Annotated in this window: 11 protein-coding genes and 1 pseudogene; all 12 read left to right on the top strand. The window is 44.6% G+C overall.

The features are described from left to right. Position 1 precedes the first annotated feature (1 nt). The 12 genes and pseudogenes from QUB56_RS26720 (at position 2) to QUB56_RS26670 (ending at position 15,169) form a co-directional block, all read left to right on the top strand. A complete protein-coding gene (locus tag QUB56_RS26720) occupies positions 2-1,066 on the top strand; it encodes a DMT family transporter (RefSeq protein ID WP_332959290.1) in 1,065 nt (354 codons plus the stop codon). Between the two features lie 166 nt (positions 1,067-1,232). Next, complete coding sequence (locus QUB56_RS26715; protein ID WP_332959289.1) at positions 1,233-2,252, top strand: mechanosensitive ion channel domain-containing protein; 1,020 nt, start codon at positions 1,233-1,235, stop codon at positions 2,250-2,252. Then, the gene (locus QUB56_RS26710) at positions 2,248-2,520 is read left to right on the top strand and encodes a hypothetical protein (RefSeq protein WP_332959306.1); all 273 of its coding nucleotides are present in this window, start codon (positions 2,248-2,250) and stop codon (positions 2,518-2,520) included. The genes QUB56_RS26715 and QUB56_RS26710 overlap by 5 nt, the downstream gene beginning before the upstream one ends. A gap of 265 nt (positions 2,521-2,785) precedes the next feature. Then, positions 2,786-3,103, top strand: coding sequence for a hypothetical protein (locus tag QUB56_RS26705; RefSeq protein ID WP_332959287.1), 318 nt, complete (start codon positions 2,786-2,788; stop codon positions 3,101-3,103). A gap of 129 nt (positions 3,104-3,232) precedes the next feature. Next, positions 3,233-5,152: a pentapeptide repeat-containing protein gene (locus QUB56_RS26700; protein WP_332959286.1), complete on the top strand. Its 1,920-nt coding sequence runs from the start codon at positions 3,233-3,235 to the stop codon at positions 5,150-5,152. A gap of 374 nt (positions 5,153-5,526) precedes the next feature. Continuing rightward, the gene (locus QUB56_RS26695; RefSeq protein ID WP_332959285.1) at positions 5,527-5,664 is read left to right on the top strand and encodes a hypothetical protein; all 138 of its coding nucleotides are present in this window, start codon (positions 5,527-5,529) and stop codon (positions 5,662-5,664) included. 325 nt (positions 5,665-5,989) lie between these two features. Continuing rightward, on the top strand, positions 5,990-6,283 hold the full coding sequence (locus QUB56_RS26690; protein WP_006632553.1) for a hypothetical protein: 294 nt from the start codon (positions 5,990-5,992) through the stop codon (positions 6,281-6,283). Then, entirely contained in the window at positions 6,270-7,409 is a 1,140-nt protein-coding gene (locus QUB56_RS26685) for a DUF6745 domain-containing protein (protein WP_445243402.1), read from the top strand. The genes QUB56_RS26690 and QUB56_RS26685 overlap by 14 nt, the downstream gene beginning before the upstream one ends. Positions 7,410-7,683: 274 nt before the next feature. Next, a complete protein-coding gene (locus QUB56_RS26680) occupies positions 7,684-10,605 on the top strand; it encodes a leucine-rich repeat domain-containing protein (RefSeq protein ID WP_332959282.1) in 2,922 nt (973 codons plus the stop codon). A gap of 38 nt (positions 10,606-10,643) precedes the next feature. Continuing rightward, positions 10,644-12,212 (top strand): annotated as a pseudogene (locus QUB56_RS37420) (leucine-rich repeat domain-containing protein); the annotation flags it as partial. Positions 12,213-12,221: 9 nt separating this feature from the next. Beyond that, complete coding sequence (locus QUB56_RS37415; protein WP_445243401.1) at positions 12,222-13,283, top strand: DUF6745 domain-containing protein; 1,062 nt, start codon at positions 12,222-12,224, stop codon at positions 13,281-13,283. A 38-nt stretch (positions 13,284-13,321) separates the two neighbouring features. Continuing rightward, on the top strand, positions 13,322-15,169 hold the full coding sequence (locus tag QUB56_RS26670; protein ID WP_332959278.1) for a leucine-rich repeat domain-containing protein: 1,848 nt from the start codon (positions 13,322-13,324) through the stop codon (positions 15,167-15,169). Positions 15,170-15,537 lie beyond the last annotated feature (368 nt).

Genomic DNA, 15,537 nt, shown 5'->3' with positions numbered 1-15,537 from the left:
GATGACAAGCATTCGTAAATTCCAGCATACCCAGGGCATCATACTGCTTGTTGCCGTAACCATTTTCTGGGGGACAACCTTCCCCCTAGTTAAGGAAACAATCGTTAGCCTTTCCCCAGCAACGCTGATCGCGATTCGTTGCGCCTTGGCAGGACTAGCTTTTGCTGTGCATTTGCGTGACTTGAACAGGCGATCGCTCCGCGATGGGGCAATATTGGGACTGCTGCTGTTTGCCTCTTTAGCAACCCAGGCGATCGCCCTTGAGACTATCTCTGCCAACCGATCGGCATTCATAGCTAGCCTGAACGTAATTTTAGTCCCCCTCTTGGGACAGCTACTCGGTCAGCGCGTACTCGTGACGACTTTCCTCGCCGCCGGACTTGCTTTGGGTGGTGTTGGGGTAATGTCCTGGGAGAATGGAGTCTTAAGCGTCGGCGATCTCTGGATGGTAGGTGACGTTCTCTGTTATACGGCCTACATCATGACGCTTGAAGTCGTCACCCCACGCCACCCACCCTTGTTACTCACCGCAGTCCAAATCTTCATAGTAGGAGTGCTGGCAACCGTCTGGGCAGCCCCCGAATTAATTGGACAGTTGGAAGCGCTGTCAACGAACTTTAGCAACTTGATTCCGATTGTCTACCTAGCTTTAGTTACCGCCGCCACCACTTGGCTACCCGCGATCGCTCAGAACTCGGTTTCTGCCCAAGAGACGGCGATCATCTACACCTTCGAGCCTGCGTTTGCAGCAGTATTTTCCTTTTGGCTGCTAGGCGAGAAGCTTGGAGTACGCGGTTGGCTGGGCGCAGGGATGGTTCTAGCTGCAATGATTCTCAGCCAGATTCCCACGAGCAATTTCCCAGTCAAAATCCTACCTCTTTCTCCAGAACAAGTAAAGACTCAAGAAGAGGTGAGTGAGTCCTATCAAATGTTGGAGTTAGAGCCTTCAGTGCCATTTGACTTAATTAATAGTGAGTCCTGTGAAATGTTGAAGTTAGAGCCTTCATTTCGATTACAGTTAATTAAGGTAGCCGCTCAAATAGCAGAGGAGAAAAACAAACAATGATGATGCAATCAAATTTAATTAGAGCGAGGTCTTTAGCGAGCTGGAAATCCTTGGGAAACAAATTAAGGAAAAGCTACTTGATTCACACATAACTGTTGCACAAATACCGCTGAGTAAAATAGTCCTCGTCATCGCTATCATCACGCTCACACAACTGTTGAGAGGATTGTTCTTTTCAATTGCTATCAAAAGAATCAAGCATTTTACTAGCGGAACGGACACCACACTCGACGATGAGTTAGTCGAGATTCTAGAGCAACCATCAGGGTGGCTAATTTTCATAGCTGGACTTTGGATAGTGCAGGTAATTTTGGCAGAGAATCTCAAACCTCAAGTGAGCGAGATGCTAGCTAAGATCCTCAATCTGAGTGCTATTGTTGCCGTTGCATATATTGTTTACCGCACCTCTCCACTGTTAGGAGAGATACTGAGAAAACTGACGCTGAACACCAAAACCGAACTAGACGACTTGCTCGTACCCTACGTGCCTCGTCTGTTTCAGACGGCGGCAATCGCTGTTGTAGTGTTAAAGGCGAGTGAGTTGTTGTTAGGAGCGTCTGCAAATGCGCTCATTGGTCTATTAGGTGGAGCGGGAATCACGTTCGGTTTATTGCTTAAGGACATTATCTATGACTGGTTTTGTACCATCGTTATTTACACGGATAATCTATATCGACCTGGTGACTGGATGATGGTGGAGGGAATAGATGGTATTGTTCAAGTTTTAGAGATTGGCATCAGAACTACAAAGCTTCGTCTAGCAAAATGGGATTCTATCCAAAAGATACCCAATTCCAAAATGATTACGGGAATTGTCGAGAATTGGTCGCAAAATCCTGGCAGCGAACAGTCATTTGGTATTAATTTAATTCTCAAAATTGACGGTATTTCGGCGGAAAAAACCGCTATAATTTGTGAATCTCTTCGGGAGCTGCCTAAGTCTATTAATTCCTTACATGACGAAGGTTTGATTTGGCTGGATCGACTGGAACAGAATGCCCGTGTGATTAATATTCGAGTCTTTAGTAACAATATTGATTTCTACGAAAACAGTTGCGAACAATTAAATATAGATATATTGTCACTCTTGGAAAAAGAGGGGATAAATACCCTGCATCTGGAATTTAGAACATATCTCGAAAGCTATAAGCAGACTTGGGAAAAAACTGGTAAATCAATAAATTGACGTTGCCCAAGACACTAACAAGTTATTTGACATTAATTTGTATCTGACAGGTGCCCAGCAAAAGTCTGATATGAAATCCAGCACCCTATTTGTGGCAATGGATTTGATGTATTCTCAGACGCAGGTTAATTTGATTGCAGGTTTAAAGATCCGTACACAAACGGGTCGTCCAGACTGGGAGGAGATTTTTCAAGATGTAGCGCAGCCAGACGCGCCCAATAAAGTTGACGTATATTTCTGCGGTTCTCCTGGCTCTCGCTACAATTGAGGAATCTCTGCCATAAATACGGGTTTGGCTATACGAAAGAAAATTTCTAGCAAAACTTCTCCCAGTTGATTTATGATCTTCTGCGAGAGTCATAAGTTTAGGACTTACACATAAACCGAGATCCTTTGACGTAAAATCGGCTTTATGGCTATTTCTCCCAGTCGAAAAACCCGGTTTATTTGAACTTTTGCGTAATTCCTGAACTTGCTCTCCGTCATCTCCTAAAAAACCTTACTTGAATCTAGAAAAACGAGGAAAATATCCAATGAATTTAGACAAGTTTGTACTAGCACAAAATATGGCATTTCTAATAGCCATTCCCCCAAAAAGTAATTTGGCGAAATTGCTCTCTTTTTGCTTGGCGACAAAGGTTAGAAAAAAGATGACCGGCACAGAACTCTTAAAAATAACCTCTGAGCTAATGGAAAACCCATCTAATTTGCCCTATTGGACTCAAGAGGTGATGGGACTCGATTTAGATTACAGCAGTGAAGAGTGGAAAGCTTTAGGAGAAATGGGCATAAACGATGCAGGAGAGTTTATGGCTATGGTGTCTCAAGAATTGGAAAATTTGACTTTGTAATATCTGGTTATGGCGTCAGCAAAGAAACTCTCTTCCAACACTCTATCAAAAGCATTCATCAGACCCCGATAGTTAAAAAACCCTGTCTAAAGACAAGGGCTCGTCAACTTTCTAGAGAGAAACAAAAATATGTCCTTAAATGTGGAACTTTTAGAGCAAAGTTTCGATAAAATCAAACCTGTTGCTGATGAATTTGCCACTAGCTTCTACGAAAACCTGTTTAAACTTTATCCAGGAGTGAAACCGCTGTTTGCCAATACCGATATGGCAAAGCAACAGAAAAAGCTGCTTAATGCTCTGGTTTTGGTAGTAGAAAATCTCCGTTCTCCAGAGGCTTTAGGGCCAGTTCTCAACTCACTGGGAGGCAGACACGTCAGTTATGGAGCGATCGCCAATTCTTACCCGGCAGTTGGACAAGCACTACTAATGACCTTTGAGGAGTATCTTCAGGAAGATTGGACTATTGAAGTCAAACAAGCATGGATCGATGCCTACGGATCGATTACTGCTTTGATGTTAAAAGGCGCAGGTGTAGAAACTACACTTGAAGAAGTTCAATTAGAAGCAGAGATCATTCCCGAAAAAAAGGTGACTGTAACAGCTAACGACCAACTAGAATCACTTCCCGAAAAAGAGCCAGAGTTAGCCGTAGATGTACTGGAAAGCAGTTTCGAGAAAATCAAACCTCGTGCTGATGAATTTGCCGCTAGCTTCTACGAAAACCTCTTCCTCGCTCACCCTGAATTTAAACCGCTGTTTGCCAATATCGATATGGAAAAGCAACAGAAAAAGCTCCTAAATTCTTTGGTATTGGTAGTAGAAAATCTCCGCTCTCCAGAAGCTTTAGGGCCAGTTCTCAAGGCCTTGGGAGGCAGACACATCGGCTATGGAGTAATTCCCAAATATTATGGTCCAGTTGGAGACGCACTGCTGATGTCTTTTGAGCAGTATCTCCAAGAAGATTGGACTCCCGAAGTAAAGCTGGCGTGGACAAATGCCTACAGAGCAATTACTGGTTTGATGTTAAAAGACTCAGGTGCAGATTCTGCACCAAAGGTTGTCGCAGATCGAAAAGAGATCACCCCCAATCAGCCACAAGAATCACAGACACAATTACTGAACGAATCTAAGCCGATCGCGCCACCAACCGAGGCACGGAAAAAGCCTTTAGTATCAATTCAGTTGGATGGTGAAATTATCCAAAAAACGCTCTTGAAAATAACTGATAGTTATCAGAAATTTCAAGAGCTATCACTCATTCAGCGATTGGGTGAAGTTCTCAAAGGAATTTTAGAAAAATTCATTGATAATTTTTGGGCACAACCTGCCTGGTTAGTGGCTTGTGTTTCAGCCGTTCTGTTCATCATAATTTATGTGGCGGCAGACGATAATTCTCTGATAGGAGAGATTTTGCAGAGTGTTGATGCTCTTAGTATGGTCGTTGCTTTAATTTTATTCATTAAGGAAGCACCCGATCGCCGGAAGCAATTTCATTACCAAGCTTGGAGTATAGTTGATGCAGCACACGGCGTAAAAGTTAGCTATGCAAGAATTCTGGCACTCCAAGATTTGAATGAAGATGGTGTTTCTCTCAGAGGTCTAGATGCTATTGGTGCAGACTTAGTAGCTATTAATCTCTATCGGGCAAATCTAAGTGAAACGAAATTGAGTGAAGCCGATCTCAGTAATGCCAATCTGAGCCACGCTAACCTCAATAATGCTCACCTCAGTCAGGCTAAATTGAGTGGTGCTAATCTCAGTGATGCCAACCTGAGTTTTGCTCGCTTGAGTCAGGTTAATCTCAGTAGTGCCAACCTCAGCGGCGCTAATTTAATTTGTGCGGACTTGAGTAACGCAAATATGAGCGGCGTCAATTTGACGAATGCTAGTTTGAGTGGTGCTAATCTGAATAGTGCCTACCTAAGTGGTGCAAATCTAAAAGGTGCTAAAGTTAGCATTTCTGATCTGAGTGGTGCTTTGCTCGCAGGTGCTATTATGCCTGATGGGTCGAAGTATAAGTCTCTGGAAGAGGGGGTCACAAATAAATAAATTGATGCCAACTTTTTTATGACTTTGAGGTCTGCTTTTCTACTAAAAGGGTGACGGTTCCTTGGGGATAAAAGCTTGGGCTTAGTGAAATGCGATCGCTACTAATGGTGAGAGATTGCTTTTTAATTTCTGAGACATACAATGTCTGCTCAAGAAATTGTTGCCTTGCTCAACGAACTGGTAACAGGCTTTGATGAAATGACATAAAAATACGGTAGGTCTGCGAGCGCTGCCCTGTCCTATGCTATGGTTTCTATTGCATTATCTGTAATTTGGGTGGAATTGGGCAAATTCAAAAATTACGCCTTAAACCGCTGCATTTAGGCGGAAAACTCCTTTAATTTATTTGCTCAAAACTGACAAACCAATAAGCAATGCTCATTGTATGGCCACGAGTTTTGCTAGTCCTCCTAGGCATTGCCATCTGTACCCCAATTGGGGCAGTGGTGGGATTGCTGGGTTGCGCCATCTACCTGCTAGCGGGTTTGCTGGAGCCTCGGGCGCGCTATTGACCAATTGCTCTAGACATGATGTTGTAACTGATTCCATAAATTAACCACAATATTTGTAGGGGCGGGTTTCACTAAGAATCTTTCATTCACCTCGACAATATCTATAAACCCGCCCTCACCCAGGCGGCTCGAAACTCGCGTCTATTTATAGCATTCCTGTTTGCGATCGCACTTTCACCCTCCCAAGATAACGCCTGTGAGTGCAGCAAAGAGTTATGGAATTTGGTTTGTGGCTCTTGACAGCCGTGTATTACATATGTAGTATTGAATTGCGGTAGAAAAGCTCGATCGACCGACACTAGCAAACAAAATTGAGAAAAAACTTATGCAACCTATCCGACAAGGCGACGTAATTCTCACCCCGGTACCGAAAATCGAAGGAGAAAAAAAACCTCACCTAACTCTCGCCGAAGGTGAAGTCACGGGACATTCTCACCAGATTATTGAGGGACAAGCTGAACTTTACGAAAAAGACGGCACTTTGTACTTGCGGGTGCTTTCACCGACAGCTTTATTGAGTCACGAAGAACACCACGCCATCGCAATTCCCGAAGGGAATTGGATGGTGCGAATTCAGCGCGAATATGAGCCCCAAGGCTGGCGGTATGTCGCAGACTAAGGTTAAAAAACTGACGCCAGAACAAGCAGCTTTGATTCCTGTTTATCGCCAAAAGTGGAGAGCGATCTCGCTTTCCACTGGCCCGATAAATCGCTCGCAAGCGGAGGAAACAGTTAAATCGGCTTACAGTGCGATCGGCCTAAAAGCACCGGAAATCATTTTTGTCGATCGCCCCTACGAAGCTGCCGATCTAATCGTCAGTCGATTGGACAATCCCAGCAGCCAACTGCGGAGTCAATTCGAGACAAAACTACGCAGCCAGTTAGAAAAACAACTGCGGGGCTATTTGCGAGGCCAACTAGAAAGTGAACTCCAAAACCAACTGCAAACTCAACTAGAAGCTGGACTTTATACTCAACTGCAAACGCAATTGTGGGAGGCGCAGCGCAATTATTTAGCGGGCGCAATAGCAAGCCAATTGCCACCGGAACAGGTGATCGATGAGCGGAGTGGAGAAATCCACTGGCAAACATTAGGAAAACCACTCAGTAATTGCATTCAACCAGAATTGTGGGCTGCTTATGGCAGTTTGTTTGATTTCTGCATTTCGGTTCTTAATTTACCTCATTCCTACGGCAGAAATTGGATTATTTTTCAATCGATTGTCCGGGATTGCGGCTGGATTTATCCCTATGACAAAGTTTGCATTGTCTGTGAAAAGCCGATCGCACTTTCCGTTGACAGCAACCACCGCTTGCACGCCGAAGGAACACCAGCGGTACAATTTGCCGACGGTTTTTCGATTTACGCCTATCACGGCGTGATTTTGCCCGAAGGGTACGGTAGGCTGCACCCGCACCAGTGGCAGTCTAAGTGGGTGTTGAAGGAACAGAATGCAGAAGTTCGGCGCGCGTTAATTCAGGGAATTACTTACGATCGCATTTGTCAAGAATTAGAGGTGACCGAATTAGATAGTTGGCAGGAATATACTCTATTAAGCATCGAGTTTGACGATGATTTTGATTGGGTGGGTAATGCCAAGCCAGTTTATTTGTTAAAAATGACTTGTCCGAGTACGGGACACATTCACGCTTTGCGAGTGTCGCCTGATGTGCGATCGGCTCTTGAGGCAATTCGTTGGGTAAATTGGGATATCACCCCAGAGGAATTTAGCGTGCAAACTTAAATATTTTTCTTTACCTACAGGTCCGCCAGCCCGCCAGTCCGAAAGTCCGCTAGGGGTTTAAACCCCACAGCGAGTAGCTAAAGTCCGTTAAAACGGACTGCTAATATTAACACATCCAATAAATTAACACCAAATATTCTCTAACAACGCGCTCTCACTCCTTAATTTCAATCGGTTTAAACCGACTGAAATTAAGGAGTGATGCCTGGGTTTAAACCCCGGTCGGACTATCATGAAGCACAGAAACTTTTCCATAATAGAATCGGAATTTACTATGTCAGAATCACAACCCAACCAACCAATTAATTTTAGTAGCTTTGCCGACTGGTGCAAGCACAAAGATAGTCTTTCAGAATCGGCAAGGCATACAGTTGAGGTGTTGTTAGAACAGGCTGGTCATTCTGCCTGCAATGAAGCCGATGTGGTACTTTCAAACCTCACTGAACTGTATCTCGAAGACAATCAAATTACCGACATCACTCCACTCTCAGGACTCACCAACCTGACCTACCTAAATCTTGAAGACAATCAAATTACCGACATCACTCCACTGTCAGGACTCACCAACCTGACCTACCTAAATCTCGAAGACAATCAAATTACCGACATCACTCCACTGTCGAGACTCACCAACCTGACCGTACTGTATCTGGGCAGCAATCAAATTACCGATATAACTGGGCTGTGGGAACCCACCAACCTCACTGAACTGTTTCTCGAAGACCATCAAATTACCGACATCACTCCACTGTCAGGACTCACCAACCTGACCTACCTACATCTCAGCAGCCATCAAATTACCGACATCACTCCACTGTCAGGACTCACCAACCTGACCTACCTAAATCTCGAAGACAATCAAATTACTGAAATCACCTCGCTGTCGAGACTCACCAACCTGACCGTACTGTATCTGGGCAGCAATCAAATTACCGATATAACTGGGCTGTGGGAACTCACCAACCTCACTGAACTGTATCTTGAATATAATCAAATTACCGACATCACTCCACTCTCAGGACTCACCAACCTGACCTACCTACATCTGAGCAGCTATCAAATTACCGACATCACTCCACTGTCAGGACTCACCAACCTGACCTACCTAAATCTCCGCAACTATCAAATTACCGACATCACTCCACTGTCAGGACTCACCAACCTGGCCTACCTAAATCTCGAAGACAATCAAATTACCGATATAACCGGGCTGTGGGAACTCACCAACCTCACAAAACTGTCTCTCAACATGAATCAAATTACCGATATCACCTCGCTGTCAGGACTCACCAACCTGACCCAACTATATATCAGCGACAATCAAATTACCGACATCACTGGGCTGTCATCACTCACCAATGTGACAGAACTATCTATCAGCAACAATCAAATTACCGACATCACTTCGCTATCGGCACTCACCAACCTGACTGACCTGGCTCTCTACCTGAATCAAATTACCGACATCACTGCACTGTCGGGATTTACCAACCTGACCAAACTATCTATAAGCAGCAATCAAATTACCGACATCACTGGGCTGTCGGGACTCACCAACCTGACATCTCTGAATCTCAACGACAATCAAATTACCGATATCACTCCGCTATCGGGACTTACCAACCTAACCATACTCGATCTCGACCACAATCAAATTACCGATATAACTGGGCTGTCGGTACTCACCAACCTGACCGAACTATCTATCGCCGACAATCAAATTACAGACATCACTGGGCTGTCGGCACTCACCAACCTCCTCTCACTATCTCTCAACGACAATCAAATTATCGATATCACTCCGCTGTCGGGACTGATCAACCTCACCGAACTGTTTCTCAACAGCAATCAAATTACCGACATGGCTGGGCTATCCGCACTTACCAATCTGACCCAACTGATTCTCCCATACAATCAAATTACCGATATCACTCCGCTGTTGGGACTCACCAACCTAACCAGACTTTATCTCAGTGGCAATCAAATTAGCGATATCACTCCGCTGTCGGGACTCACTAACCTGACCGAACTATTGATCGACAACAATCAAATTACCGATTTTACTCCGCTGTTGGGACTCACCAACCTAACCAGACTCGATCTCAGGGACAATCCAATTACCTACTTAAATTGGTCCCTCGAATTTCCACAAAAGTACCTGACGCTCTTTACGGCACCAATTCATCATGAAAAAGCTACTGAAGCCGTGAAAAAACTATATGCAGCTATCGATATAGAACCACCTAAAGTTTTTATTTCCAGCAGTCTGCCAGCTACTATAACACTACTAAAAAAACTACAAAATGACTGTATAGCACAACATCAAATATCGCCAATATCGACTGGCAATTCAGGATGGGGCAAGTCGTTGTTAAATGAGTTATATCAATCGGTAGATGTAGGAACTTTGAGTCCGGTGTTGTGGGATGCTCTATTGTATCAAATAATACTAGAGCCGGATGCCGATCGCATACTCGTGTCACAATTTCAGGAATTAGTAGAAAATTTTTTAGAATCTCTCGGAGTTGATTCCCTCTCAGATTATAACTATCTACAGCCACTCACCCCTATGGATTTGGTTAAGGAAATCCATTTGACTGAACTTGTTATCTCGAAATTTGGTATTACTCTCGACTTGAAAGCACAAGAACTACTTCACTGCAAGCAACAGTTGTTCGAGGAATGCGGATGGATCTTGCCGTTTGAGAAAATTTGCATAATTTGCGATCGCCCCCTGCACATCCGCTTTGACGCTGAAAATCGGCTACACGCTGAAGGAGAACCGGCGATCGCATTTGCCGACGGCTACAGTTTATACTTTCACCACGGCGTTAAATTACCCGAAGAATACGGAAAAGTACACCCAGATTTGTGGCAAGCAGAATGGCTTTTATCTGAAGAAAATGCCGAACTTCGTCGATTGTTAATTCAGAGAATTGGTTACGAGCGCATTTGTCAAGAATTAGAGGTGACAGAATTAGATAGTTGGCAGGAATACACTTTATTAAGCATCGACTTTGACGATGATTTTGATGACGAGGGTAATGCAAATCCGATTTATTTGTTAAAAATGACTTGTCGGAGCACGGGATTTATTCACGCGTTGCGAGTGCCGCCCGATCTAGAATCAGCTCAAGAAGCAATTCGCTGGATAAATTGGGGAATCGATCCAGAGGAGTTTAGCGTACAAACATAAAAAACTGACATCTTACCAAACTGGAATCAAAATTTACAATGCCAGAACAACAAGCAAACCAACCAATTAATCTCAGTAGCTTTGCCGACTGGTGCAAGCACAAAAATCGTCTGACAAGAGAGGCAAGGCATACTGTTGAGATGCTGTTAGAAATTGCTGGCACTTCTGACTGCGATGAAGCCCAGAAGGTACTTTTAAACCTCACTGAACTCCATCTCAACGAGAATCAAATTACCGATATAAATCCGCTGTCGGCACTCTCCAACCTGACCGAACTGTCTCTCGGCAAAAATCAAATTACCGACATCACTGGGCTGTCGGCACTCACCAACCTGACATCGCTGGGTCTTGGCGACAATCAAATTACCGATATCACCTCGCTGTCGGCACTCACCAAACTGACCGAACTGAGTCTGGAATACAATCAAATTACCGATATCACCTCGCTGTCGGCACTCACCAACCTGACCGAACTGAGTCTGGAATGCAATCAAATTAGCGATATCACCTCGCTGTCGGCACTCACTAACCTGACCGAACTGAGTCTGGAATACAATCAAATTAGTGAGATCACCTCGCTGTCGGCACTCACCAACCTGACCGAACTGAGTCTGGAATGCAATCAAATTAGCGATATCACCTCGCTGTCGGCACTCACTAACCTGACCGAACTGAGTCTGGAATACAATCAAATTACCGATATCACCTCGCTGTCGGCACTCACCAACCTGACATCGCTGGGTCTTAGCAAAAATAAAATTATTGATATCACCTCGCTGTCGGCACTCACCAATCTGACCGAACTGAATCTCTACATCAATAAAATTACCGATATCACTGGACTGTCGGCACTCACCAACCTGACCGAACTGAATCTGGGCAACAATCAAATTAGTGACATCACTTCGCTGTCGGCACTCACCAACCTGACCGAACTGAATCTCTACAGCAATCAAATTACCGATATTAGTCCGCTGTCGGCACTCACCAACCTGACAAAACTTTATCTCTACGACAATCAAATTACCGATATCACCAGGCTATCGGCACTCACCAACCTGACCGAACTGTCTCTCTATAACTATCAAATTACCGATATCACCTGGCTATCGGCACTCACCAACCTGACCCAACTGAATCTCGGCAACAATCAAATTACCGATATCACCTCGCTGGCGGCACTCACCAACCTGACATGGCTGCGTCTTGGTGACAATCAAATTACCGATATCACCTCGCTGTCGGCACTCACCAACCTGACCGACTTGGATCTGGATTCCAATCAAATTACCGATATCACCTCGCTGTCGGGACTCACCAACCTGACCAAATTGCATCTGGACTCTAATCAAATTACCGATATCACCTCGCTGTCGGGACTCTCCAACCTGACCGAATTGAGTCTCTACAACAATCGAATTACCGATATCCCTAGACTGTCGGGACTCACCAACCTCACCGACCTGGATGTTGGCGACAATCAAATTACCGATATCACCTCGCTGTCGGCACTCACCAACCTGACCGACTTGCATCTGGACTTCAATCAAATTACCCATATCACCTCGCTGGCGGCACTCACCAACCTGACATGGCTGCGTCTTGGTGACAATCAAATTACCTACCTCAATCTGTCGAGCGAACTTAGACAGAAGTACCTGACGCTCTCTACCACGCCAATTGATGCTCAAAAAGCTACAGAAACGGTGAAAAAAATCTATGCAGCTATTGGTCGAGAAGCACCCCAAGTTATTGTTTGCAGCAGTCCACAGGTAGCTTCTATAAAACTACCCAAACAACTCAAAATCTCCTGGATATCGCAACTTCAAAAATGGGAAATAGGGGTTGAGAGTATAGTAAGGAGAAACAGATTGTTGGATGAGTTATTTCAATGGGTGGACGTAGGATGTTCGGGTCAGGTGTGGCGGCATGCTCTGGGGCATGAAAGAAGACTAGAGCAGTCGGCCGATAACATACTCGACTCAGAATTTCACGACTTAGTAGAAAATTACAGAGAATCGCTGGGAGGTGATATCATGGCCGAGCCTTACTATGTAAGCCCACTAACCCCTACGGATATGGTGGAGGAAATCCATTGGACTGAATTTTTGATAGCGAAATTTGGTGTTACTCTCGACCAAAAAGCACAAGAACTATTTCGTTGCAAGCAACAGTTGTTCGAGGATTGCGGGTGGATATTCCCGTTTGAGAACATTTGCTTAGTTTGCGATCGCCCCCTGCACCTTCGCTTTGACGCTGAAAATCGGCCACACGCTGAAGGAGAACCGGCGATCGCATTTGCGGACGGCTACAGTTTATACTTTCACCACGGTGTTAAATTACCGGAAAAATACGGAAAAGTACACTCCGATTTGTGGCAAGCAGAATGGCTTTTATCCGAATCAAATGCCGAACTGCGTCGAGTATTAATTGAGAGAATTGGTTACGATCGCATTTGCCAACAATTGCAAGCAGTAGAATTAGATAGTTGGCAAGAATACACGCTATTAAAAATCGATAACGCCGATGTCGAGCCGATTTATTTGTTAAAAATGACTTGTCCGAGCACGGGATTTATTCACGTTTTGCGAGTGCCGCCCGATCTAGAATCAGCTCAAGAAGCAATTCGCTGGGTAAATTGGGGAATCAATCCAGAGGAGTTTAGCGTACAAACATGAAAAACTGACATTTTACCAAACTTGAATCAAAATTTACTATGCCAGAACAACAAGCCAACCAACCACTTAATTTCAGTAGCTTTGCCGATTGGTGCTTGCACAAAGATAGTCTTTCAGAATCGGCCAGGCATACAGTTGAGATGCTGTTAAAACAGGCTGGCACTTGTGACTGCAATGAAGCCAATCGGGTACTTTCAAACCTTACTGAACTGCATCTCCCGTCCAATAAAATTACCGACATAACTCCGCTATCGGGATTCACCAACCTAACCAGACTGCATCTCGAAAACAATCAAATTACCGACATAACTCCGCTGTCGGGACTCAACAACCTGACAAGCCTGCATCTCGAAACCAATTCAATTACCGATCTCACTGGCCTGTCACCACTCCTCAACCTGAGAAGCCTGCATCTCTCCAACAATCCAATTACCGACATCACTGGGCTGTCGGAACTTACAAATCTGACCAGACTGTTTCTCTCCAACACTCCAGTTACCGACATCACTGGACTGTCGGCACTCACCAATATGTTCATACTGAATCTCCACAACAATCAAATTACGGACATCACTCCGGTTTCGCGACTCACCAAGCTGACCAGACTGATTATCTCCAGCAATCAAATTACCGATATCACTCCGCTGTCGGCACTCACCAACCAGCCCGAAATTTATCTCTACAACAATCCAATTACCGACTTAAATCTGCCGAGGGAACTTACACAAAAGTACCTTACCCTCAAGACTGCGCCAATTGATTCTAAAAAAGCTACAAAAGCCGTGAAAAAAATCTATGCAGCTATTGGTGTGGAAGCACCAGAAGTTATTGTTTGCAGCAGTCCACAGGTCGCTTCTCTCGAACTCTTCAAACGACTTAATATTGACAGTGTATCACGAGATCAAATATGGGAAATAGCGGTGACAACTTTAGTAAGGGAAAAATCTTTGTTAGAGCAAATTTTTGAAGAGTTGGACGAAGGAGATCAAATATCGGAAATAGCGGTGACAAATTTAGTATGGGGAAAATCTTTGTTGCACAAATTTTTTCAATGGTTGGACGTAGGATTTTCGGGTTGGGCGTTGTGGAATGCTCTGTCGAATGCAATAATACTAGATCCAAATGGCGATCGCATTCTGGTGTCAGAATTTCAGCAATTGCGAAAAAATGACCTAAAATCGCTGGGAGAGGATTTCCCCTCATATTTTAACGATCGAGAACTAGAACCACTAACCCCTACAACTCTGGTGAAGGAAATTCATTTGACTGAATTTTTGAGCTCGAAATTTGGTGTCACTCTCGACTTGAAAGCACAAGAACTACTTCGCTGCAAGCAAGAGTTGTTCGAGGAGTGCGGGTGGATCTTGCCGTTTGAGAATATTTGCGTAGTTTGCGATCGCCCCCTGCACCTTCGCTTTGACGCTGAAAATCGGCTGCACGCTGAAGGAGAACCGGCGATCGCATTTGCCGACGGCTACAGTTTATACTTTCACCACGGCGTTAAATTACCCGAAAACTACGGAAAAGTACACCCCGATCGCTGGCAAGCAGAATGGCTTTTATCTGAAGAAAATGCCGAACTTCGTCGATTGTTAATTCAGAGAATTGGTTACGCTCGCATTTGTCAAGAATTAGCGACGACAGAATTAGATAGTTGGCAGGAATACACGCTGTTAAGCATCGAGTTTAACGATGATTTTGATCGGGAGGGTAATGCAAACCCAGTTTATTTGTTAAAAATGACTTGTCCGAGCACGGGACACATTCACGCTTTGCGAGTGCCGCCTGATGTGCGATCCTCTTCGAGGGCTTCGCTAACGGCTAAAGAAGCAATTCGCTGGGTAAATTGGAATATTGACCCAGAGGAGTTTTCCGTGCAAACCTGAGTAATACCCCTTTAAAAAAGTCTTGCTAAAATCATCAGTCTTATACCAATTATTAAAAGTCACAGACTCCAGCGCCGGACTTAGGATCGGCCGTTTCGCTACCCGAGTATCTGTACTTCACTCAACTGAAAACCGCTATATTGACAAAAACATTAATTCATCCAACACGAATCAACTTCCCGGAGTGTGCCAGTTCAAAGGGTGGAATGCACACACCCTCGATCGCCCACAAACGGTTAATAACATGAAGAAGAAGCCCACCCTCGGATCGAAGGCGGGCTCTGTTCATGCCAGCTTACCGACAGCTAGGCAATTGGGTCTCTTCGCTGGTAGACGTAAAAGCTGGGAAAAAGATCCGAACCTCCGAA

It is taken from the genome of Microcoleus sp. AR_TQ3_B6 (assembly GCF_036702785.1).
Classification (GTDB): Bacteria; Cyanobacteriota; Cyanobacteriia; order Cyanobacteriales; family Microcoleaceae; genus Microcoleus.
Note: the sequence above shows the minus strand (reverse complement) of the source record. Positions and strands in the feature narration are given on the sequence as shown.

What these genes read in the sequence shown, in the direction of transcription:
- QUB56_RS26720 (WP_332959290.1), top strand. Translation starts at nt 2, where the DNA reads ATGACAAGCATTCGTAAATTCCAGCATACCCAGGGCATCATACTGCTT.
- QUB56_RS26705 (WP_332959287.1), top strand. Translation starts at nt 2,786, where the DNA reads ATGAATTTAGACAAGTTTGTACTAGCACAAAATATGGCATTTCTAATA.
- QUB56_RS26700 (WP_332959286.1), top strand. Translation starts at nt 3,233, where the DNA reads ATGTCCTTAAATGTGGAACTTTTAGAGCAAAGTTTCGATAAAATCAAA.
- QUB56_RS26695 (WP_332959285.1), top strand. Translation starts at nt 5,527, where the DNA reads ATGCTCATTGTATGGCCACGAGTTTTGCTAGTCCTCCTAGGCATTGCC.
- QUB56_RS26690 (WP_006632553.1), top strand. Translation starts at nt 5,990, where the DNA reads ATGCAACCTATCCGACAAGGCGACGTAATTCTCACCCCGGTACCGAAA.
- QUB56_RS26685 (WP_445243402.1), top strand. Translation starts at nt 6,270, where the DNA reads ATGTCGCAGACTAAGGTTAAAAAACTGACGCCAGAACAAGCAGCTTTG.
- QUB56_RS26680 (WP_332959282.1), top strand. Translation starts at nt 7,684, where the DNA reads ATGTCAGAATCACAACCCAACCAACCAATTAATTTTAGTAGCTTTGCC.
- QUB56_RS26670 (WP_332959278.1), top strand. Translation starts at nt 13,322, where the DNA reads ATGCCAGAACAACAAGCCAACCAACCACTTAATTTCAGTAGCTTTGCC.